Origin of the sequence: Photobacterium sanguinicancri (genome assembly GCF_024346675.1) — a bacterium.
GTDB classification, from domain to species: domain Bacteria; phylum Pseudomonadota; class Gammaproteobacteria; order Enterobacterales; family Vibrionaceae; genus Photobacterium; species Photobacterium sanguinicancri.
The window spans coordinates 1,760,579-1,782,613 of the sequence record NZ_AP024851.1; the positions used below are offsets into that span (position 1 = coordinate 1,760,579).

The window sequence follows — 22,035 nt, forward strand, 5'->3', positions numbered from 1 at the left end:
AATTTGCTGTGATTATGTCGTCAAGCCAAGGCAAACGCCTTAATTAATTTTTGCTTCAACGCCATAAAGAAGAGTATTAATGATGAAATTATCAAAAATTGCAGCAATCGTTGTTTTAGCCAGTGTTTTCTCTGCTGGTACTGCTATGGCTTCCGATACGCCAGAATCTAAGTTTTATGAAGGTTATGCAGTCTCTGAAATACCGATGGATGCATTCCAACAATGGCCTTACTACACTTACGCGAGTATGCACATTAAAGATTTTGTGCGTTACGGTGTGTATGAGTTACCCGCGAGTACAACCCCTGCGCCTATTAAGTACGACATTCAAGACAATATCATTACATCAGCGCTGCGTACTGACCTGATCAGTAATAACGTGAAAGGCTTTATGGTCATGAAAGACAGTGTTGTACTAGCTGAACACTACGATAATGGCTTTAAGCGCGGCATGCTCAATAACCTGCAGTCAGCCTCTAAAACCTATGTCGGTGTATTGCTAGGTAAAGCCGTGGACGCGGGTCTTATCGATCTAAACGCGCAAGCGAAAACCTATTTACCCGAACTTGAAGGTTCTATTATGGGTGATGCTCTGATTGGTAATATTGCACGTATGGATAGTGGTATCGAAGCGCTTGGCAATTACCATACGCCGGGTTCAAATGGCTACGAGTGGGAAAAAGAAATCGGCTTGCAAAATTCAGGTGAACCTATCGGCCACTTGAACGCAATCAAAAATGCAAAGGCGAGTAAATATAAACCTGGTACTCACTGGGAGTACTCAGACCAAAATACAGATGCACTTGCGCTTATCTTAGCGAAAGTAAATGGTAAACCATTCGAGCAGTTACTGAGCGATCTTCACCAAGAGATCGGAGGTCACGACCCTATCGAGATCGCGAAAACTTCTGACGGCACGACATCGCCATCGTATGGTGTTAACACCAGCCTGCTCGACTTTACTTTATTTGGTCAATACATCGCCCAAGGCAAAGTCGGCAAAGCATTTTACGCTGAACTAGAGGATACAAGTGATGACGTACTATTCAAAACCCCAGTTGCTGGTGAGTTTCTTTCAGCAGGGGGAGACGTATCGTATGACATGCAATCGTACTATATCAAAGGTAAGAAGATCATCTATTCTCACGGCTCATTTGGTCAGTCGACATTTAGTGATTTAGAGACCGGTATAACGGTTACATTCTTGCAAGATTGGTCAACAAATACAGACCCAGACAAGCTAGTGGTAATGCTTGAGCGTGCGACCGAAGTAATTGAAAAATTACGTAAATAATTAACTATATAGGAATTTATTCCGCTCGGTTGTGACAGTTAACGCCACTCGTTTAACGATGAGTGGCGCATTTGATCGTGCGAAGCCATGGGCGCCGTGTTTATTTGATCGCATGTTATGACGGTTTAAGTATAAAATAGCCGCATCAGTCAAAAAGGTTATTAAACAATGCAACAAGATCATTTTGTCGAGCTAGTAAAAGAACTAAGCCAAAAAGAAAACTTACCACAAGTATTAGAAGCGCTAAAAGCGGTTGAAGATCAAGAAGTCGCTGACGCAGCTGTTTCTCTTACTGGCCAATTTAGCCTTGCTGAAATTGAAGGCGAGAAGCGTATTTACCACGTATTCACTGAAGCGAATGACGACGGTGAAGAGCAAGAATACGCAGAGTGGGTCATGAACGAAGATGATGACGTTATGGTTTTCGTTGCTTGGTTCTTCTACGCAATGTTTGAAATGAAGCAAAAAGACACTTACCAAGCGGCGGGTCGTACTTACCAGCAGCCAAAGCGTCGTTAATACCGTCACAGTGTGATGGGCATATTTCCTCCTTGTATTGTGCTTTTTCGTTTTTCATTGCGAAGATACAGCCATGATACTCGGAGGTAATTTCCCTTTTCTTGTTATTCCTCGTGTAAACCCTTGTCATATCCCCACTTTTTTTGATCTCCCTGTACTTTCTGAACATTGAATAATGCAGCTTTCATTTTTCCCTATTACTATGATATTTCTCAGCATAGCGTGATGGATTATCAAGTGCTCCTTACCGCGCTGCTTATAAAATACCTCTTGCGCATTAAATAGAGACTGTGACGTATAGGAGAAAGGGATGTCGAGCCATAAACAACGTCAGCTGCTGCAGCTTTTTTATCGTGAATCGGAACGTGTCCGTTTGCTTGATGTTGACCAACTGCCAGCCATGAATAGTAGCGAAATGGCTGACTTTCATCTGTGGTTAGAAAGTAAACGTGATTTTTCTATAGCCGATACCGAGTGTCGTCACTGGATAAAAACATGTTCAGCCGGCCATGTGACAGAACTGCAACTTCACCCCAACGGAACATTAGATGAATTTACCCTATTTCGTCGTGAACAGGCGAAAGGTGTGTGGTGTTTAGATGATGGCGTCATTCATGTAGAACTGCATACTGCTCAACATGTCTATCGATACAGCATATACGCAAATCGTGCCGCTAATATTCACTCCGCAGTTGAATATAGAGATGATTCTTTGCATGCTTACCTGAAATTGGCACAAGTTCGCGGCTAAGCGTTCGATTACATAAATAAATGAGTAGGAGCAGTGAATGTTTACAAAAAAAGTGGATGACGAGTTAGAACTGGTATTGGTTCATCCTGCTCTAGCAATGAAATATGCCACCGTAGTAGAAGCTAACCGAGATTATTTATCGCAATGGATGGCATGGGCACCTCATGTTAAAACTGAAGATGATTTCAAAGCCTTTGTGAAAAACTCCTTGCTGGATTACGCCAATGGTAAAAGCATGGTATGTGCAATTGAATATCAAGGGGTTTTAGTCGGTAATATTGCTTTTAATACTATAAAGCCTGAATTGAAAATGGTCGAAATAGGTTATTGGCTCGATGCGCGTTATCAAGGCCGTGGCATCATGACGCGTTGCTGTCAGGCGATGATCGATATTGCCTTTAATCACTTGAAAGTAGAGAAAGTGCAGATTTCAGCGGCGAAAGATAACTATTCGAGCCGAGGTGTGTGTGAGCGTTTAGGCATGAACCTTGAGGGCGTGATCACCAATAAAGAAGTGGTGAGTGGCCGCATCCTTGATCATGCGGTCTATGGTCTGCATAAACCAAAATAACCCAGACAGTACTATGACGATCTTTGTATAGTACTTCGACATTAATTCTACATACTGCGGCTTACTGTATTGCTATACCTATAAGAGGAATACAGTGATGCCTAAGCAGACTCTCTTCGCGTTGGCGGTTGCCAGCGTGACATTATTGACCACTACACCCAGCCTCGCCCTTGAACTGATCGGACAATTTCAAGCCAAAGAACACGTTAACCTTGTCGCCCAAGTGCCCGGTGTGATTGAAGATTTACGTGCAGAATCGGGCGACCCCGTGACGCGCCAAGCGGTATTAGTACGTATTCACCAGCAAGATTTCCAACTCGATTTAAGTAAGCAGCAAGCCAACTTAGCTTTGGCTCAGGCTGATCTTGAATTGAAAAAAGCCCTCTATCAGCGTTACCAAACACTGATTAAAAAAAACAGCCTCTCTCAGAACGAACTTGATTTGGCCCACGCAGATTTTCAAGCCGCAAAAGCGACCGCCTTGCTGGCAAAAATCAGTGTTGAGCAGGCGCAATTATCGCTAGCGCGTACAGCGATCCAAAGTCCGATTACGGGGTATGTCACCCAGCAGATGGTGGATGTCGGGTCGTGGGTTGATGAAGGCACCGCCTTGTATCGCCTTGCGTCTATTGATCGTCTGATTGTTCGTTTATATGCCAGTGAACATGAATTAAGCGAACTTCAAGTGGGTCAGTCGATGCGAGTGTGGTCTGAGTCGGTACAAGATCGCCAAGTCATCGGCAAGATTGCCCGGATTGGGGTAGAGCTAGACAGTGAAGCCATGGCGTACCCAATTGAAATTGATATCCCTAACCCTCAGTGTTTGTTTAAACCGGGTATGTCGGTGTATGGCAGCACTGAGCTGGCGGTTGTTCCTGTTTCTACTGAAAAATCAGCTAAGTAAGGGATAACGCATGACTAACTTACTGCGTTTTTTTGCCGAGAGGCATTTTTTAGCCCGTATTATCACTTTGATGGTGTTAGCGGTAGGGCTTGGCATTATGAGTCAAATCAGGCTGCAAGAACTGCCTGATGTCGCCTTCCCTGAAGTACAAATTGATACCCAATACCCAGGGGCTTCGGCACAAGATATTGAATTAAATATCACCAATAAACTTGAGAAAGAATTGCGATCTGTACAAGGGATCCGCAAGTTTGAATCGACCTCCAGTAATGGTACCTCGTCTATTCGTTTGGAGTTGGACGAAAGTACCGATCTCAATAAAGCGGTGCGTGAAATTCAACAAGCGGTCGATAGAGTTAGCGACTTGCCCAAAGACATTCCTAACCCACCGATTGTGATGCAAGAAAGCACGGCTTCTTTTGAGGTGTTACGTTTCGGGGTTACAGGGGGAGATAACTACGGTGAACTGCGTGAATATGTGCGCGGTTTAGAAAAGCGTGTCCGTAATATTGCGGGTGTCGGCGCGGTCACCTTGTCGGGTTTTCGTGAACGCGAATTCTGGATTGAAGTCGACCCTAATAAAGTACGTCGTTATCAACTGACGGTAGATGACGTAATGAGTGCGGTAAATAACCGTAACTTGTCGCTATCAGGCGGTATTGTTGAATCATGGACTAACGAACAGCGGTTAGTTGCCTTAACCCAAGTTCACAGTGTGTCAGAGCTTGAACAGCTGGTGGTGAAGGTGCTTTCAGGCGGTGGTATTGTCCGCCTCAGTGATATTGCAACAGTGATAGATACCTTTGAAAAAGGCACTGAGATTGCCACTATTAATAGCCAGTTTGGTATTTTGTTTAATGTGACCAAAGGCGCTTCTGCTGATATTAAAGGCACCGTTGATGCGGTTCGCCAACTATTGGATGCTGAAGCCACGCGATTAAACCACCAATATGATTACCCATTATCGTTGAATGTCGCTGACGACATGAGTGAAAAATTTAGCATTGTGGCAGTCAATGGCGGAGTGGGCTTAATACTGGTTTTACTGGTGCTGAGCTTACTACTTAAACGTCAGGTCGCGTTTTGGGTTGCGGTCTCTATCCCTGTTTGTGTGTTTGGCGTTATTGCTGTGTTGCCTGTGGTCGGTCAAGACCTAGACAGCATCACGCTGGCGGCATTGCTGTTGGTGATAGGTATTATTGTTGATGATTCAGTGATTGTGGCTGAAAGCATTTATCAGGAACGCGAAGCAGGGCACAGTGCAATTGACGCGGCGGTGCAGGGAATGGCAAAAGTGATGAAGCCGATTATGGCCAATTTGCTTACGACCGCTTTGGTATTCATCCCTATGTTCTTTTTGCCGGGTACACTCGGAATGGCGATTGCTGTTATTCCTGCCACCGTGTTGCTAGCTCTATCATTCTCTTTTGCGGAATGTACGGTGACCTTACCTGCGCACTTGGCTTCCTCGTTACAAAAAGAGAACCGACTGGCGTTACAGCAAGACGTTAAAGCGCACTTTTTTGATCAACCTAAAGCGTACTACCAGGCATTATTGCAACAGTGCTTACAGTGGAAGAAAACCGTAGTCATGGCATCACTGTTATTACTGGCATTCTCCATGGTGGCCGTGAGTACAATGCGGATCGATTTCTTCCCCAGCCAATCAGCAAAATATGTTGAAGTGTATACCGAAGTGAAACCGGGTCTGCCAATAGAAGCAGTAAGGGCTGCGCATGCTGAGTTTGAAGCCGCTTTAAAAGCTTTACCTCAAGATGAGCTTGTGAGCTATGAAATGACTTACGCCAGCCCTGTGAGTACTGGTCGTATTAATTTCAGTGCCTTTGAAAATCGTGATCGTTCATTAGATAGCATTGTTGATCAGCTGAATCGCGATCTTAGCGATATTGATTCCTTGTCTTTGGTGAAATTGACCATAGATGCAGGTGGGCCACCACCGGGTGAGCCAGTTGAAATTCGGGTGATTAGTAATGACCACGATGCGCGAGAGCAAGCCGCAGCGCAAGTGATGGCATGGTTAGCTGAGTATCCGAGCAGTGAAGGCCAAGCGGGGTTAATCAACATTGCCACCAATGAAACCCTGAAAGACCCACAACTTCAAATTAAGCCTCAGTACGAATGGTTAGCGCGGTATGGGCTGACTGTGAATGACTTAGCGACCACCTTACGTGTGGCCTTTGATGGAGACCAAGTCTCTAGCACTTGGCTGGGGGATGAAGAAGTGGATTTGCGGGTGATCATGGCAGAGAAATACCGCACTACCGACATGTTAGCGAATACCAAGATTTACACCGCGACAGGCGAGCAAGTACCGCTGAGTCGTTTAGCCAAGGTTGAATCTGTGATGGCGCCGCGTAAGATTTTACACTTTAATGGCGACCGACAATTACTGGTTACCGCGCAGTTGGCTGATGATCATTTATCGCCCGATGATATTGCGGCTGAATTACTTACAGCAGTAGCAGATCAATTACCCGCAGGCGTGAGAATCAATACTGGGGGCGAAGCGGAACAAACCAATGAGACACTCGGTGGCTTAATGGTGGCCTTCCCTGCCGCCATGCTCGGCGTGTATTTTGTGTTAGCTATTTTGTTTAACTCATTAGTGCAACCTTTACTGGTGATGGCAGTGATCCCATTTGCATTCGTCTCTGCTCTGATGGCACTTAAGTTGCATTTTCAGCCGATCTCTTTGTTCGCCATGATAGGTATTTTGGGCATGATAGGCGTGGTAGTGAATAATGCACTGGTCCTGATCAATCGTGCTAACGAATGTGTGTTCCAAGGTATGCGTCCTGATCTTGCGGTTTTGGATGCTGCAGTGAGTCGTTTACGACCTATATTGCTGACCACCCTAACAACGGTTGTGGGTCTATTGCCGTTGGCTTACGGTATTGGCGGAACGGATGTGTACATGGGGCCGATGTCGCTGACACTGGGGTATGGCTTATTGCTTTCCTTGCCTGTTGTGCTGATAGTGATCCCATGCTTGTACTTGGTCTTTCATCGTAAATAACGGCTAGCGAATGCTTTGCGTGATGGTCATTGAATAAAAGCTATTGCATGAAAGCTATTGCGTTAAAGCCAACCAATCAGAGTGATAAATGCAAAACAGCCAGCATTACGCTGGCTGTTTTTAATCACGGTGATACTTAGCTTGAAAACCGAATGGTGGCACAACAACCGTGCTGAGGATCTCCCGTTTGTTGGCGATCTTTCATGGTTAATTGCCAGCCGTATTTACGACAAATATCATTGGCGATGAGTAAGCCCAAACCATACCCTTGCGCAGTATTTGACTGCTCGCCTGTTGCTTGGTTTAGTCCAAGCCCAATACCTGTATCTGTGACGGTGAGGCTTTTTTCGGTGAGTACAACAGTTATGCTGCCAGCTTCGGTATAGGTGAAAGCATTTTTAATAATATTGCCCACCAAAATTTTTACCGCCGCTTCAGGCGCCTTGATGTGAGGTTGTTGCTGCACGGAGAGTTGATACACGACAGGCTTATTCGTGAGCAGCTCTTTGTGGCTTGCGATGACTCGCTCTATCTCTACTTGCAGTAGCGGACGACTGATTGCTTGATCCTGATTTTCATCACGGGTCAGTGTTAATAGCGTCGTCACAAAATCATTCATGTCGTTAGCGGCTGTCAGCATGCGTTGACGCTGCTTTTCAACAAAACTTGGCTCGGTTGATTGGCCTAGCAGGGATAGCCCGCCCTTGATCACCATCAGAGGCGTACGGAGTTCATGGCTGGCAAAGCGGTTAAAGGCGCGCTCTCGCTCCAGTACTGTTCGCACCTGTGCTTGGTGGCTGTTAAAGCTATCAACCAATACTTTGAGCTCTTGGGTCACGCCCGCTTTGGGGAGTGTCAAAGGTGATAAATCATCGGCACTGCGTTGCTCTAACTGACGTGCAAATCCACTAAGCGGTGAGGTTAAACGCTCGGTGATCCGCAATACCACATAGAGACAAGCAAGAATGAGTAGGGTCGAGATCAGAATCGACTGAATATGTGCTTCAAACATCTCAGTTTCGCTGCGTTCATAGACAGGGTCGATATTCACCCCATACACATTTTGTAAGCGGCCTCCTATGTCGAGCTGATATTTCACAATATAGAAATCGGTTGAGACTTCACCTTGTTTATACACTTCCGTTGCTCGCCCCAATTCAAGATTATCGGGAAGCTGAATCGATGAGGGGAGATTATTGTCACCGACATAAAACGTATCGTAGGGTGGAATGGTGATCTCAGTCATATTCCCTAGATGAATCGCAGGCAAAGCTTGTTCAAAGGAAGCCGCGAGACGATTACGCGCGTTAAATTTTTCAAGGTGCGTTACGGTCGACACAAACACAGAAAGGTGAATGGCAATGATGATCACAGCAACGATGCTGAAATAGAAAAAGGTAATTTGTTTGGCGGATTTAATGCTTTTCACTGCAGGCCTCATCACGTAATTGATAACCAAACTTAGGCACAGTGTGGATATAAGAGGAAGCAAAAGGCTTGTCGATTAGGTTGCGCAGTTGATAAATATGGCTACGTAGAATGTCTTTTTCAGGTTCATCATCTTTCCACAGGGCATGACTGATAGCTTGTTTACTGACATGCTGAGGCGCGCGCTGCATGAGTAACTGTAAGATGATGAACTGTGAAGGGTTCAGGGTGATATTTTTACCTTCACGCTGCGCACTGTGAGTTTGTAAGTTAAGTGAGAGACCTGAAAATGTTAGTACGTTGGTGCTCACTTCGCCTTGTCGTCTTCTGGTTAGCGCTATAATTCTAGCTTCTAATATTTCAAGGTCAAAAGGCTTAACCAAGTAATCATCGGCCCCCTTGGCAAAGCCTGTCAGGGTATCTTCGCGGGTATCAAGCGCCGTTAACATCAAAATCGGCGTGTCGTTGCCCTCGGTACGTAGCTGGTGGCAAATATCCATTCCATTCATTTTCGGTAGCATGATATCGAGAATGATTAAATCGTAATAGTTAGCTTGTGCTAAGGCTAAGCCGTGCTCGCCATTACTGGCGTGATCTAAGGTAAAGCCTTTGATTTCAAAATAATCGAAAATGATACCAGCAATATCAAGGTGATCTTCAACCAGGAGTATTTTCATCAGGGTCTCGCAGTAATAGGCCGAAAGTGGGCAGGAAAGCACCGCCTATAATGACATAGCTGGTAGTGAAAAAAATGTCGAGATGAAGCGGTATATTGGAACTGTGACACGAAAAGTGGATGTGAAATAAAGGTGTAGCCGATATTTTAAGTTGCATCTGAAGTCTAACTTATCCGAATCTACCCCTTGAGCTAACGGAGCTATTTATATTAGCATTACAGTAATACAGGTGATGGCGCTAACCGCCAGAGGGATAAAAAATGACAAAAGCAAAAATCGGTATTGTAACGGTAAGTGATCGTGCAAGCGCGGGCGTGTATGAAGACATTTCAGGTCTAGCGATTATCGATACACTTAACGACTACCTCACGTCAGAGTGGGAACCGGTTTATCAAGTGATCCCTGATGAGCAAGATGTGATCGAAGCAACGCTGATCAAAATGGCAGACGAAGACAACTGTAGCCTGATTGTGACAACGGGTGGTACAGGCCCTGCTAAGCGTGACGTAACACCTGAAGCAACAGAAGCTGTGTGCGATCGCATGATGCCTGGTTTTGGTGAGCTAATGCGTGCAGAGTCATTAAAGTTTGTACCAACGGCAATTTTATCGCGCCAAACCGCGGGTCTACGTGGTGATAGCCTTATCGTTAACTTGCCGGGTAAACCTAAATCAATCCGTGAATGTTTGGATGCTGTTTTCCCTGCTATCCCATACTGTATTGATCTGATGGAAGGTCCATTCCTGGAATGTGACGATGCGGTAATTAAGCCATTCCGTCCAAAGCAAAAGTAATAAAAGACTTATCTTGCTACTCATTATCATAAAATGAGCGGCAAACTGAGCACATAAGCGCTTCTTGTTGATCGAGCGGCGCTTTTTTGTTTAATACAGCGTGCAATTTTATCAAGGCAAATCAAAATATGATCTTGCTCTAAACTATTAAAAAACAAAGTTTTTTAAACTTGGCTTTTAAACGGTTTAGTGAACCCGTTCATTGAGATTTTAGTCACTTTTACGTTATAACAATCGAGGACATTATCAATACTACTGAGCGTCATTAACTCGGTACTGCATTCAAGGATTTACCAAATGGACATCAAAAAAAGCTGGGGATTCATTTCATTACTTATCGGTATGGCGTCACTATTGTGGGGCGGTGTTTCACTCGGTGACATGATGGGCCAACATCAAGTTGTGAGTGACATGGGCGGATTTTTTTCAGCTGGTGGCCATGAATTTTTTGATGTAAACAGTGCCGCGCAAATTGCTGCACAAGCGAAACAAAAAAATATGATTATTTTTATCACTGGCGTCGGACTTTCAGTGATTGGCGCAGTCTTGATGCGTGGACAATGGCGTAACTTATAAAAGACTACGCATAATAAATCAGATAGCAAAGCATCGTTCTATTGCTTTCGTTTGTTCAAAGTAATGACGAAATATTTTACTGACACAGTTTATTCGTAACGAATAATTTACCTTGGTTGCCATTAGTACAGGCAGGGTGTTTGTGTGGCGAAACTACCTTGTCATGCTTTACTGTAATTGCTCGATGATGAAGTCAACCAAGGTCCGATTTTTTAAAGACAGCTGCTTAGAGCGATACACAAGGTGAATCGGTTTAGGTTTCGGCGCATAGCCTGACAGTAACTCGGTGAGCAACCCTTGTTTGATTTCGTCTTCAACTTGAATGCTGGGTTGCAGTAAGATCCCCACCTCTTGCATTGCCGCTAATTTAAGGACATCACCGTTATTCGATGTTAAGCGAGTACGTGTTTGTTTAAAGCTACTGACAGGGAAATTAAGCACCTGCTGACTTTCACCTTCATGATAGTGAAACCCTAAACAAGGGTGATCTTTCAACTCATCAATTGATGTTATTTGCCCGTGCTTCTCTAAGTAAGCAGGCGAGGCACAATACACCATGCGATACTCCCCAATAAGCCTCGCCACTAACGATGAATCAATCAGCTCACCAATACGAATAATAACGTCGGCATCGCAGCGGTAAGGATCAACGAGATTATTATCCAGCATAAGCTCAACATTCAGATCGGGGTAAGCGGCAAGAAAATCAGCCACAATAGGAGCGATCACTTTTTTACCGTAAGTGACAGGGCAGTTGATCTTCACTGTGCCTGTTGGTCGGTTATTGAGGGTCTGAATAAGGTTTTCAGCATGCGTAATGTCTTCGATAATCCGGCGACATTCCTGATAATAAAGTTTACCGGCTTCGGTTAAAGACTGCTTGCGCGTCGTTCGGTGAATCAATGATGTACTTAGCGAATCTTCTAGAAAGCTGATGTGCTTTCCCACCATGGTTGGTGAAACATTAAAATGGTGAGCTGCGCTGCGAAAGTTGCCCTGTTCGGCCACATAGCTGAACACTTTCATACTGGTTAACTTATCCATTAAACACTCTAGGTTGATAAACAATAAACTAAACCTGAGTTTATCAATTGATTGAGGTTAATTACATTAAAGGCTCCTACATCGAAGACTAAATGAGAGACTGCAAAGAGTACTGATTTAGTCCGAGCAACAGATTGAGATCAATAATGCGCCAACCTATTTTTGTTACCGCAGAGTTAAAAATGAATGCAGATCTACTACGATCTGACGTGATCAGCGCAATTGAACAATTCTGCTTAGCGATGCAAAGTGAAGATGGTTGCTTACAAGCCATTGCAACTTATGATCAGAATAACCCTCAGCGAATCATTTTATGGGAACAATATGAGGATCGCTCTGCAATTGATGCGCATTTTGCTATGCCCCATACCCAAGCTTTTATCGCAACAGGTGTAGCTGAGTTAGTGCAAGTTTTCGAGACACAAGCTGCCGTATCTAGTCTGAAGGAGCCAGCGCAATGAAATGGGGTATTTTAGGGACCAGTTTTATCTCGGGTGTTATGGCTGATGCTATTAATGCTGATCAAGCTAGTGAACTCTATGCTGTGGCTGGGCGATCTCCAACTAATGTTGCTACGTTTGCTAAGCAATATGGCGTTGCTCAAACCTATATGGATTTCGACGCATTACTTCAAGATGAACAGGTCGACATTGTTTATATTGCTTTGCCTAATCACCTTCATCACGAATTTACTATCAAAGCGGCTGCCCGAGGCAAAGCGATTTTGTGTGAAAAATCGCTGTCTGTTGATATGGAGAAAAGTGCACTTGCGTTAGAAGCGGTTAAGCAACATAACGTTTTCTTTGCTGAAGGCTTGATGTATTTACATCATCCACTGATTGCTTCTTTGCTCGATATATTAAGCAGTGGCGAGATTGGAGAATTACGCTCGGTACAAGCGTCTTATATTGCTGCTATCGCTCAATTCGTAAACCCAGAAAGTAAAGGGGCGTTATATAACCTTGGTTGCTACCCTGTGTCTCTATTACATTTAGTCGCCAAGACAATGCTGGGCGATAATGCGTTTGCTGATCGAACCATGAACGCTGTGGGTCGCAAAGGTGATGATGGTAATGTGTGTGAATCGACACTACTGATGACGTTTGGCGAGCAACAGAGTGCCTGCATACATACCGCAGAAGATCATGGCTTAAAGCATCACTTTACCGTTCTAGGTAGCAAGGGCTGCGTCACTATGGTGTCTAATCCTTGGCTGCCAACCTGTGAGAATAAGCTTAGTGTGGAAGTGTATGAAACATCTGAGCGAGAAGTGAATCTTTCAGCGCAAGGCGATGCTTTTTGTTACCAAGTACGTCAAGTACGTGAAGCGGTTGCTGCTGGTCATAAAGTTTTGGTAAAACCTTGTGCCACACCAGAAGATTCTTACCAAATTATGCAGCTATTAACTGAGTGGGAATCTGCCACGGTGTCATCGAACAACTAACGATTACTTATCTTATTTAAGCTGACAACAAAGCCATGTAATGACTATGGCTTTGTTGTATTAAGCGTACAATCTACCGTCTATATTTTTCTCTAAAAAGTCTTATTTTCCATATTGTATGTGAGTTGCTCAGCCATACTTTTATGGCTAAAAGTAAGTGCAATATTAAAGGCTTATTTTAGAGGGGACTTTTCAAATTCTCACCATTATGAATGCCGTCAATTTCGTGCTACATAGTGATTTTGCCTAAAAATTAGCACATTGAACAAATTAAGTGTTTTGTTCAGACTTTAGCTTGGTTTCATGTGGAGCTAAATATAGATGAACTTAAATATTAAAATTAACAGCCTATGATAAATTAATATATATTTTAAGAGGGTTTGTATTTATAAAATCATATTAAGATGATTTTATTTTAACTGTCAAAATTCCAACGTAAAACGACATTATTTTGTCTTTTAATAAAACGTTTCATGCTTTATTTGGTGTGTCATTATGACGCATCAAATGCTATTTATAACATGGTTGTCTATAATTCACGAATTCCTTATTGATTGACTTAATAATAAGAGTATGGCTATGGCATTGAAAAATAAGTTTTTATTTGGTGAGTATTTATATAATAAAGCGTATTGATAAATTTAGTTGTATTTTTTGTTAAAGTTGTGTTTTTTTGATGACTTATTGAGTACGCCATATTGTTAGTGCGTTGAAGTTATTGTTGGATGAGGCTTTAAAAACACGTTAACACCTATCATTATTTCTATTCTCCTCCATGATAGATATTCATTTCCTTAGTGTGTAATAGTCACTATGTTTGATATCAAGCGTGTGTTTTTTTTAGTGATCAGACCAGTTATTAATTGATATTAATGTCAAATCTGGGATTCTTGTTCCACTTCTTAGTGGCTATTTTGCGATATAAATCATGGTATTTGCTTCGATAAACGTAACACTGTTATGCGGTTTTACTGTGCTTATTGCTTTATGTGCATTGTTGGCCGCTAAGGTGTCTAGAGAGAAAAAAAAACGCTCGTTTGCTCAATTGCGTTTAGAGCGAGAACAAAAAAAACAAATATTAAAAAGTCTCTTTTGTGAAGAAAGCCAGTTGCCTAATATTAACTATATTCAAAAGAAAATATTGAGTAACAATGAAATCAATGACAGTGCTCATCACATCATGCATGTGATTTGTGTTGGACGCTCTGCTGATTATTATCGTTTCTTTGATTCAAAGACCAGTCGCGAAATCAAAACACAGCTCCATAACTGTTTAAATGATGCACTTTTACCAAGTGTTATTGGCTTATTTGAAGATAGATATATTGTCGTTGTTTTTGTGAAAAATTCGCCATGGAAGAAAGAACAAATAATTGAACAACAACAAAGAGTACAGCGCACTCTTCCACATGAACTCGTCGTAGGGGGGAAGCCTCTTCCATTCGATTACTCTGTTGCGAGTATGCCATTTTCTGAAAAAGATATTGCTAAAGGTAAGAGTTATCTTTTCAAAAAAATGGCTTTCTGTGTTAATAAATCCTTGAAGTCACTCGAGGGTTTATATGTTTATAGCCATAGTGACTATAAACGTAGTCTTCGCAAGCGTCAGATTATCCAAGACTTAAGTCAAGATATTCGACAGGGGGGAGCTAAATTTTCACTCTGCTATCAGCCGATATTCCACAGTACAGATACTTCTGAAGTTAATATTTGGGAGATTTTATTAAGATGGAATCGAACTGAGTATGGTGGCCCCGGTGAATTTATGCCTTTGGTCGCAACAAAACCCCATTTACATTATTCATTAACCATGATGATTTTAAAAAAGGTTATTGATTATGCAGTATCCAGTGAAGATACGCTGCCAAATATCAGTATCAATGTCAGTAATTCCGATCTCATGATGGTCGATTTTTTTGATGATGTCATGATTGCAACGGAGGTATATCCAGAATTAAGGTCAAAAATCATTTTTGAAGTCGTTGAATATAGTGAAATGCTGTCAAAAAAGCATGTGAAAGATAATATTCTCAACTTGAAAAAAATCGGATTTCGATTCGCCATTGATGATTTTGGTTGTGGTTACTCAAATCTACAATTGTTAACTGAAAAGCACTTTGATTTTATTAAAATTGATAAAACAATAATTGGAATGTGCGAACAAGATGCCGTCGCTTACGAAACCTTGCAATTTATACTCAAACTTTCAGAGAGCATTAATGCTGGCTTAGTGATTGAAGGTGTTGAAACTACTCAGCAGTTAGCATTAGTGCCTGAAGACCCGAACGTTTTCATACAAGGTTTCTTGCTGTCTAGACCTGTCAGACTAACGTCGACGTTAAGCCCTAGAACCAAAGAAAAATAATAAGATACTAATAATATTCACTTTCAGACAGCGTTAAAACTAACTGCATTACGTTAGTTAATATACTTATAAAATTCACTGTAAAATGTGAATGCTAAAGGAAATACATAGATGTTTTTGAATAACTTAACAATAGGCAAGAAGATTGCCGTTTCATTTTTTATTATTACAATAATCAATGTCATTTTTGCTTTTATCTTTAATTCTGGTTTAACGAACATTAAATCTAATATTGTTAACTATACCGACGACACATTGCCAGCATACGAAAAAGTGAACCGTATTTACGATGATGTTGCAACATTGCGTCGTAATCAGCTAGCGCTGTTAGTGAGCGATAAAACGGTTAGTAATGTTTCAATGTTAATGAATGCAATTGATGATGAACTTGTGTCTTACGGCCAAACTGTGTGGCCTGGAGAAGAGAAAGAGTCGTTTGATCGTCTGAGCAGTGCTTGGGGTGAATACACCAAAAGCATTGGTGTTTTTAACAAACAAATTGCAGCTAAAAATAATGCTGCGGCATCTCAAACGTTACTGACAGATTCATACTCCTCATTCAAGGTAATGGATAGCGAAGTTAAAAACTTAAGTCGGATTTTAAAAGAAGCGATGGATAATAATCGCACTCAAATTCTTGATTCTGTCGGCAGTTTATCGAATTCATCAGTATTGAGTAACATTGCTATCTTAGTGCTAATGGTATCGATGACGTTAATTTTAACCAAACTCATTTGTAATCCGCTGCACCTTATTGTTAAACAAGCGAATGCTATTGCTGAAGGTGATTTATCTACCCACGTAGACCGACAATCCATTGGTAACGATGAATTAGGCACATTAGCTGATGCGTCTGCATTAATGCAAAGTAATCTGCGTCAGTTAATTGAAGAAATCATTTCTGCGGTGACTCAGTTAAGCAGCGCAATTGAAGAAATGAATCAAATTTCTGAGCTGTCCACCAAAGGCATGCATGACCAACAATCCAAGATTGTTCAAATCGCGACAGCCATGACAGAGATGAAATCTTCAGTATCGGATGTTGCACAAAACACGGAAAAATCAGCACTTCAAGCTAACAACGCTAACCTGCAAGCGAAAGAAGGCGCTCAAAACAACCAAGCCATGGTTGATTCTATTAAAGAGATCTCACAAGTCATTGGTGAAGCTGGCAATACCGTATTAGAGCTAGAAGAGCAGTCTCACCAAGTTAACATTATTGTCGATGTTATCAGAAGCATTGCTGATCAAACTAATCTTCTTGCCCTGAATGCAGCGATTGAAGCCGCGCGAGCGGGTGAGTCCGGTCGAGGTTTTGCTGTCGTTGCGGATGAAGTACGAACGCTGGCTGCTCGCACGCAAGATTCAACCGGTGAGATCACCTCTGTGATTGAGAAGCTGCAGGTATTTGCCAAGCAGGCAAAAGATGCGACAGAAAAATCATGTACCTATATTGAAAGTTATTCAGAACAAGGTATTCGATCGCTTAAGTTGATGAGTTCAATAGAAGACACAGTGTCAGATATTTCAGATATGGGTACCGAAATCGCGAGTGCCTGTAGCCAGCAAGATGCAGTCGCAGGTGAACTAAGTTGCCATATCGAGACGATTAATGTGGCGTCACAAGAAGTGGCAGAAGGCGCGCAGCAAACGGCTTTAGCATGTAACGAACTTAGTCAATTGTCTTTGTCATTACACGATGCAATGAACCGCTTCAAGCTTAACTAACAGCCGTCAGTTCTACAGGCAGTAATTTTTACAGTACGGAGACACCATGAAATTTAAAATGACATTACTATCGCTAGCGATGGCGCTACCTTCTTTCTCTACCTTAAGCGCCCCACTTGCTATCGATCAGCATATCCCGAACGAGCAAGAAGTGAACCAATCAAATGCATGGTTGGAAGTCAGTTTGGGTCAATTTAAGTCGAACATTGAGCAGTTTAAATCTCATATTAAATCAGAGACTAAAATCTGTGCGGTAATGAAGGCTGACGCGTACGGCAATGGCATTCATGGATTAATGCCAACTATTATTGAGCAACAAATTCCATGCGTAGCGATTGCAAGTAATGCTGAAGCACGTGCAGTGCGCGATAGTGGCTTTAAAGGTCAGCTCCTTCGTGTTCGTTCTGCAAGTTTGAGCGAAATAAAGCAGAGTGTTGATCTTGATATTGAAGAGCTGATTGGTAGCCATCAGCAAGCAAAGGATATTGCTGATTTTGGCATTAAAAACAATAAAACCATTAAGGTTCATCTGGCGTTAAATAATGGCGGAATGGGGCGTAACGGTATCGATATGTCGACTCGTCGTGGTAAAGACGAAGCGCTAGATATCGCGACGCAGTCACATTTGGATGTGGTCGGCATTATGACCCACTTCCCTAATTACAATGCCGATGACGTGCGCTTGAAACTGAAAGATTTTCAAGCGGATTCATCATGGCTGATCAAAGAAGCTGATTTAACTCGAGAAGACATTACGCTGCATGTGGCTAACTCGTATGTATCGCTGAATGTTCCTGAAGCGCAGCTTGATATGGTGCGACCTGGTGGGGTGCTTTACGGTGATTTACCGACGAACCCTGAGTACCCATCGATTGTTTCTTTTAAAACGCGAGTAGCCTCAATTCATCAGTTACCGGCTAATAAGACGGTAGGATATGACAGTACTTTTACTACAACAAGAGACAGTGTACTTGCGAATATTCCCGTTGGTTATTCAGATGGCTACCCACGAAAAATGGGTAACAAAGCCTACGTTATTATTAACGGGCAACGGGCAAAAGTGGTTGGTATGACATCGATGAATACTGCAATGGTCGACATCACTGGTCTTGAGGACATTCGCCAAGGCCAAGACGTTATTTTATTTGGTCATCAGCAGGGTGAAAGTATTAGCGTCAGTGAAATGGAAGCGAATGCTAGCCTAATTTTCCCTGAACTGTATACGGTCTGGGGACTTGCGAATCCTCGTTATTATTTAAACGATTAGTTAGACAGCTAGCAGTGTGATCGCCTCACACTTCGACATACTACTTTGGTTTTGAGTTATGTCTTACTCGAAGCCAAGGTAGTTTTCTTGATCTTACGTTTCGCCTTTAATCTATGAGTGACCAAGGTATATTCGAATCCAATCAAGCGCTATTTAGTGCTTCTTAATGGGGGTTATATGAATGAATATAAAAAATCAGCCCAACTACAACCACAACCACGGCTTAGTGATGCTGTGCGCCTTCCTTCGCTCCCCTCTCGTTTTTCCAGCCAAATTGCTGATGAGAACATTGAACGAACTCAACACTTAGCTAACTGGAAATATCTCGCGACAACGTTATCGCAAAAACTTGATAAGAATAACCAAGGTGAATCTGCCACTGATCAGCCAGAATCAAATTCAGGCCAAGATCAGCAATCTGACAGTGAAAAATATCAGTTACAAGAAGATGAACGGTTTTTGCAAGAAGTGCTCCGTTCACTGCGTAAACTCAATGGTAGAGTGCAGATCCGCTAGGTGGGGTTTGTTATCTGATTCTGACTTCTGTTCTTAGGTGTTTGTATCGAGATATGCAGAGTATGTTTAATGGATAGTAAAGAGGCTGAGATTATTCATCTCAACCTCGAGTCTTTCTAATTGTTGTTCAAGCTGCTGGTCGTACTATGCCGTTTCAGAGCTCGCGACGTTATTATCGAACCCTGCCACATTACTCTGTGACTTTCTTTTATCGAGTCGGATAATAGAACACGTTAGTACAATTAGCGTGACGGCAATACAGCCGAGAATCATGAAAACGCCATTCCAAGAATATGCTGATTCAATCATCGCAATCGGCGCACCCGCTAATGCAGCACCTATGTATGTTATGCCGCCTTTAAGACCTGTTGCAGCACCAGCACCATCGGCATGTGACGCTTCAATGATACCAAGCGCAAACAGCATTTGAGGAGCATAAATACCTGCACCAATAATAAAGAAGCAAGCAGAAACTAATAAGTAGCTAAGATTAATGGTCAGAACAACACCAACCATACCTGCAATCAAAACGAATGAGTAAATTAGAATAGTTTTCCAGCGGTCCGCACCGAATAGTTTATCGGAGATGATACCCGACGTTAAACCGCCAATAATACCGCCAGCTTCGAACCAAGCGACAAGTGAATTTGATTTAACCAAATCCCACCCTAACTCTTTAACAAAGTATATTGATACCCAGTCGTTAGTCACTGTTCGAATAATGTAAATACAAAGGTCACCACTGATCGCTAACCAAATAATAGGATTGGTTAAGATGTAGCGCTTAAACATCACCCACATGGTTAAGCCAGCTTCAGAGCGCTTATTGATGGCGATTTGTTTCTCATCACCTTTCCATTCACCTACGTTCGGTAATCCATAAGTTTCAGGTTTATTGCGCATTAGCCAAAAACAAACAATCGCTTGGAGTGCAGTAATTGCGGCTGGTACATAAAACGCATAACGCCAGTTACCCGTTGCAGCAATAACAGCTGAAGCGATAAGTGGCGCTAATGCACCGCCAAGGTTGTGCGAAGTGTTCCAAATAGAATACCAGCCACCACGCTCTGATTTTGAATACCATTGGCTAATTGATTTGGCGATAGGAGGAAAACCACACCCTTGTACAACAGCGGTCAAACAGTACAGCGCTAACAACATAGTCACGTTTTCTGTCATGCCGATACCGACATTGATAATCGCAACTAGGATAAGTACAGAACCAAGAAAGGCGCGAGGATTGATGCGGTCAGCAACCAAGCCAGAGCTAAATTTAGATAGCCCGTAAACGATGTAATAAATAGAAGATGCTGCGCCAAATTGTACTACTGTCATACCCAAGTCTTCCATAAGAAGAGGTGCGGCAGCTGCAAATGCCTTGCGGGATATGTACATGACGGTATAGGTCAAAAAGGTGGCTAAGATGATTTGCCACCGAAATCTTTTATACGTCGCATCTAATTTTGATGTGTTCATTTCTTTCTTATCCTATCGAATGTGAAAAATATGGATTATTTGGTCAACAAAAGGGGACCGTAATCAGAAAAATTTTTAGGGAATGTCCCTGCATGGAAATGGATAATAAGATGAAAAAAAGAATCAACAAGTGGGCGGATTTGGGAAAGATTTGTCCCAAACCACTATATTCGTGCGGCAAATAAGAACATTTTTTATCGCTCAATCGAAATGATTGCGAATTTTACCGAACAAGAAATAATTATATGTCCCTTTAAAGGCACATTTAGTGTAAAAGCGATTTTATACTTATTTACTGAACTTTGACCTGACACACAAAATGAAAGAATATAATCATTAACATTGCTGATAATTACTCCCCTTGATATATGAAGCAAAGTTGGTATGAGCAAATTTATTCTTTTCCTTTTTTTAATATCAACATCGACAATGGCCTTTGCGTCAAAAGATAAGCCAATCGTGATACTGACGACATTTTCAGAAAGTTCAATTTCACAGATAATCAACAATTTTCAAAAGATTAACCCAAATATTAATGTGAATATTATATTTCGACGAAACCGATCCGCTCTTCAATTATTAGAGAGAGGAACGCCTAGTAAAGTTGATATTATAATATCGTCGTCATCTGTTCTATTTCATGAACTGGAAGAAAAAGATAAGTTACAACTCATCGATAACGAAAATAAAACACCTGATTGGCTAAAGCCTCATATTTTGGAAATGTCAGGCAAAGTCACTGCATTTGCCTACTCTGGATTTGGGATCATGTATAACCAAGAGTATTTGAAAAGTTACAGTTTACCTATTCCCAAAACATGGCATGACCTGTCTGATGCTAAATATTTCAGTCATATAACCATGAGTACACCAACACGATCAGGTACAACAAGCCTAATGGTGGAAAATATATTACAAAATTATGGTTGGGATAAAGGTTGGCAGATTTTAATGAAGATTGGGGGCAATATTGCGTTTATATCATCTCGAAGCTTTGGCGTCAGTGAGGCCATTTCTCAAGGGCTTATTGGCGTTGGTCCTGTGATTGATAACTATGCAATAAATAGCAAGAGAAGCTTTAATTATGTTGATTTTAACTACATGCCTAACTCGATATTAATGCCAACTTATATTGCCATTACAAAAGACAGCGATACGAAACAAGAAAGTCAGAAAATTATCGATTTTTTATTATCAGAACAAGGGCAGAAATCACTTGAAACAACATCGATAACCAAGTTTTCACTAGCGCAACCCGAGCTGGCAAAGAAAACCAATGTTGTACTCAATAAAGCGTTGGTTTATGACCGTGACGGGCTTATCTCATTACTTTTTGATCAAGCTATTACTGAGCAACTTCACCAGCTGAACATTACGTGGCAGTCTATATACCAACTTGAAGAAAAAGAGCTGTCTGATGGAAACAAGCACAAACTAGATCTTATCAAACACTTGGCAACAGCAGTTCCTGTTTCATCTCGTCAGGCACAATCAAAAGATTATCTATCGATGTTTAGCCGTGTGGGTACTGCACGTGGACTTAATCCTGCGGTTGCAGAGGAAGTGCGACGCTGGCAGCAAACGCTAAATGATAATTTAGTTAGAGCGAATCAGCTCATTAATGAAATCAATCAAGAGTAATCA

At 42.1% G+C, this 22,035-nt stretch carries 19 protein-coding genes; 15 read left to right on the forward strand and 4 right to left on the reverse strand.

The genetic code is table 11. From position 1 onward, the window contains the following. The first annotated feature begins 79 nt into the window (after window positions 1–79). The 6 genes from OCU87_RS24650 (at window position 80) to OCU87_RS24675 (ending at window position 7,076) form a co-directional block, all read left to right on the forward strand. On the forward strand, window positions 80–1,294 hold the full coding sequence (locus OCU87_RS24650) for a serine hydrolase domain-containing protein (RefSeq protein ID WP_261858841.1): 1,215 nt from the start codon (window positions 80–82) through the stop codon (window positions 1,292–1,294). 168 nt (window positions 1,295–1,462) lie between these two features. Beyond that, entirely contained in the window at window positions 1,463–1,813 is a 351-nt protein-coding gene (locus tag OCU87_RS24655) for a hypothetical protein (RefSeq protein ID WP_062692047.1), read from the forward strand. 310 nt (window positions 1,814–2,123) lie between these two features. Then, the gene (locus OCU87_RS24660; protein ID WP_062692045.1) at window positions 2,124–2,564 is read left to right on the forward strand and encodes a hypothetical protein; all 441 of its coding nucleotides are present in this window, start codon (window positions 2,124–2,126) and stop codon (window positions 2,562–2,564) included. A 37-nt stretch (window positions 2,565–2,601) separates the two neighbouring features. After that, complete coding sequence (locus OCU87_RS24665) at window positions 2,602–3,135, forward strand: GNAT family N-acetyltransferase (protein ID WP_261858842.1); 534 nt, start codon at window positions 2,602–2,604, stop codon at window positions 3,133–3,135. Between the two features lie 97 nt (window positions 3,136–3,232). Next, window positions 3,233–4,039: an efflux RND transporter periplasmic adaptor subunit gene (locus tag OCU87_RS24670; RefSeq protein ID WP_261858843.1), complete on the forward strand. Its 807-nt coding sequence runs from the start codon at window positions 3,233–3,235 to the stop codon at window positions 4,037–4,039. Between the two features lie 10 nt (window positions 4,040–4,049). Next, entirely contained in the window at window positions 4,050–7,076 is a 3,027-nt protein-coding gene (locus OCU87_RS24675) for an efflux RND transporter permease subunit (protein WP_261858844.1), read from the forward strand. Window positions 7,077–7,212: 136 nt separating this feature from the next. Here the strand turns inward: OCU87_RS24675 and OCU87_RS24680 are convergent, their stop codons facing one another. Both OCU87_RS24680 and OCU87_RS24685 read right to left on the reverse strand, forming a co-directional pair. Beyond that, window positions 7,213–8,505: a sensor histidine kinase gene (locus tag OCU87_RS24680; RefSeq protein ID WP_261858845.1), complete on the reverse strand. Its 1,293-nt coding sequence runs from the start codon at window positions 8,503–8,505 to the stop codon at window positions 7,213–7,215. Further along, on the reverse strand, window positions 8,492–9,181 hold the full coding sequence (locus OCU87_RS24685; protein ID WP_261858846.1) for a response regulator transcription factor: 690 nt from the start codon (window positions 9,179–9,181) through the stop codon (window positions 8,492–8,494). The genes OCU87_RS24680 and OCU87_RS24685 overlap by 14 nt, the downstream gene beginning before the upstream one ends. A 260-nt stretch (window positions 9,182–9,441) precedes the next feature. Here OCU87_RS24685 and mog point away from each other — a divergent pair, with 260 nt between their 5' ends. Beyond that, window positions 9,442–9,975, forward strand: a complete 534-nt coding sequence (gene mog, locus OCU87_RS24690) for a molybdopterin adenylyltransferase (protein ID WP_062692042.1) — start codon at window positions 9,442–9,444, stop codon at window positions 9,973–9,975. A 297-nt stretch (window positions 9,976–10,272) separates the two neighbouring features. After that, window positions 10,273–10,551, forward strand: a complete 279-nt coding sequence (locus OCU87_RS24695; protein WP_062692040.1) for a hypothetical protein — start codon at window positions 10,273–10,275, stop codon at window positions 10,549–10,551. Between the two features lie 168 nt (window positions 10,552–10,719). Here the strand turns inward: OCU87_RS24695 and OCU87_RS24700 are convergent, their stop codons facing one another. Then, window positions 10,720–11,595: a LysR family transcriptional regulator gene (locus OCU87_RS24700; RefSeq protein WP_261858847.1), complete on the reverse strand. Its 876-nt coding sequence runs from the start codon at window positions 11,593–11,595 to the stop codon at window positions 10,720–10,722. A gap of 146 nt (window positions 11,596–11,741) precedes the next feature. Here OCU87_RS24700 and OCU87_RS24705 point away from each other — a divergent pair, with 146 nt between their 5' ends. From OCU87_RS24705 to OCU87_RS24730, 6 genes are all read left to right on the forward strand, one after another. Then, window positions 11,742–12,056 (forward strand): putative quinol monooxygenase, encoded by a 315-nt coding sequence (locus tag OCU87_RS24705; RefSeq protein ID WP_261858848.1) that lies wholly within the window; start codon window positions 11,742–11,744, stop codon window positions 12,054–12,056. Beyond that, a complete protein-coding gene (locus OCU87_RS24710; protein ID WP_261858849.1) occupies window positions 12,053–13,039 on the forward strand; it encodes a Gfo/Idh/MocA family protein in 987 nt (328 codons plus the stop codon). The genes OCU87_RS24705 and OCU87_RS24710 overlap by 4 nt, the downstream gene beginning before the upstream one ends. Window positions 13,040–14,012: 973 nt before the next feature. Continuing rightward, window positions 14,013–15,404 (forward strand): EAL domain-containing protein, encoded by a 1,392-nt coding sequence (locus OCU87_RS24715; protein ID WP_261858850.1) that lies wholly within the window; start codon window positions 14,013–14,015, stop codon window positions 15,402–15,404. A gap of 111 nt (window positions 15,405–15,515) precedes the next feature. Next, window positions 15,516–17,132: a methyl-accepting chemotaxis protein gene (locus OCU87_RS24720; RefSeq protein ID WP_261858851.1), complete on the forward strand. Its 1,617-nt coding sequence runs from the start codon at window positions 15,516–15,518 to the stop codon at window positions 17,130–17,132. 46 nt (window positions 17,133–17,178) lie between these two features. Further along, the gene (alr, locus tag OCU87_RS24725) at window positions 17,179–18,399 is read left to right on the forward strand and encodes an alanine racemase (RefSeq protein ID WP_261858852.1); all 1,221 of its coding nucleotides are present in this window, start codon (window positions 17,179–17,181) and stop codon (window positions 18,397–18,399) included. Window positions 18,400–18,576: 177 nt separating this feature from the next. After that, window positions 18,577–18,915: a hypothetical protein gene (locus OCU87_RS24730; protein WP_261858853.1), complete on the forward strand. Its 339-nt coding sequence runs from the start codon at window positions 18,577–18,579 to the stop codon at window positions 18,913–18,915. A gap of 144 nt (window positions 18,916–19,059) precedes the next feature. Here the strand turns inward: OCU87_RS24730 and OCU87_RS24735 are convergent, their stop codons facing one another. Beyond that, complete coding sequence (locus tag OCU87_RS24735) at window positions 19,060–20,391, reverse strand: MFS transporter (RefSeq protein WP_094957596.1); 1,332 nt, start codon at window positions 20,389–20,391, stop codon at window positions 19,060–19,062. 384 nt (window positions 20,392–20,775) lie between these two features. Here OCU87_RS24735 and OCU87_RS24740 point away from each other — a divergent pair, with 384 nt between their 5' ends. After that, on the forward strand, window positions 20,776–22,032 hold the full coding sequence (locus tag OCU87_RS24740) for an ABC transporter substrate-binding protein (RefSeq protein ID WP_261858854.1): 1,257 nt from the start codon (window positions 20,776–20,778) through the stop codon (window positions 22,030–22,032). The last annotated feature ends 3 nt before the right edge of the window (window positions 22,033–22,035 follow it).

Excerpts from the sequence above, each read along its gene's own strand:
- OCU87_RS24650 (WP_261858841.1), top strand. The coding sequence starts at position 80 with ATGATGAAATTATCAAAAATTGCAGCAATCGTTGTTTTAGCCAGTGTT.
- OCU87_RS24655 (WP_062692047.1), top strand. The coding sequence starts at position 1,463 with ATGCAACAAGATCATTTTGTCGAGCTAGTAAAAGAACTAAGCCAAAAA.
- OCU87_RS24660 (WP_062692045.1), top strand. The coding sequence starts at position 2,124 with ATGTCGAGCCATAAACAACGTCAGCTGCTGCAGCTTTTTTATCGTGAA.
- OCU87_RS24665 (WP_261858842.1), top strand. The coding sequence starts at position 2,602 with ATGTTTACAAAAAAAGTGGATGACGAGTTAGAACTGGTATTGGTTCAT.
- OCU87_RS24670 (WP_261858843.1), top strand. The coding sequence starts at position 3,233 with ATGCCTAAGCAGACTCTCTTCGCGTTGGCGGTTGCCAGCGTGACATTA.
- OCU87_RS24675 (WP_261858844.1), top strand. The coding sequence starts at position 4,050 with ATGACTAACTTACTGCGTTTTTTTGCCGAGAGGCATTTTTTAGCCCGT.
- OCU87_RS24685 (WP_261858846.1), bottom strand. The coding sequence starts at position 9,181 with ATGAAAATACTCCTGGTTGAAGATCACCTTGATATTGCTGGTATCATT.
- mog (WP_062692042.1), top strand. The coding sequence starts at position 9,442 with ATGACAAAAGCAAAAATCGGTATTGTAACGGTAAGTGATCGTGCAAGC.
- OCU87_RS24695 (WP_062692040.1), top strand. The coding sequence starts at position 10,273 with ATGGACATCAAAAAAAGCTGGGGATTCATTTCATTACTTATCGGTATG.
- OCU87_RS24700 (WP_261858847.1), bottom strand. The coding sequence starts at position 11,595 with ATGGATAAGTTAACCAGTATGAAAGTGTTCAGCTATGTGGCCGAACAG.
- OCU87_RS24705 (WP_261858848.1), top strand. The coding sequence starts at position 11,742 with ATGCGCCAACCTATTTTTGTTACCGCAGAGTTAAAAATGAATGCAGAT.
- OCU87_RS24710 (WP_261858849.1), top strand. The coding sequence starts at position 12,053 with ATGAAATGGGGTATTTTAGGGACCAGTTTTATCTCGGGTGTTATGGCT.
- OCU87_RS24720 (WP_261858851.1), top strand. The coding sequence starts at position 15,516 with ATGTTTTTGAATAACTTAACAATAGGCAAGAAGATTGCCGTTTCATTT.
- alr (WP_261858852.1), top strand. The coding sequence starts at position 17,179 with ATGAAATTTAAAATGACATTACTATCGCTAGCGATGGCGCTACCTTCT.
- OCU87_RS24730 (WP_261858853.1), top strand. The coding sequence starts at position 18,577 with ATGAATGAATATAAAAAATCAGCCCAACTACAACCACAACCACGGCTT.
- OCU87_RS24735 (WP_094957596.1), bottom strand. The coding sequence starts at position 20,391 with ATGAACACATCAAAATTAGATGCGACGTATAAAAGATTTCGGTGGCAA.
- OCU87_RS24740 (WP_261858854.1), top strand. The coding sequence starts at position 20,776 with ATGAGCAAATTTATTCTTTTCCTTTTTTTAATATCAACATCGACAATG.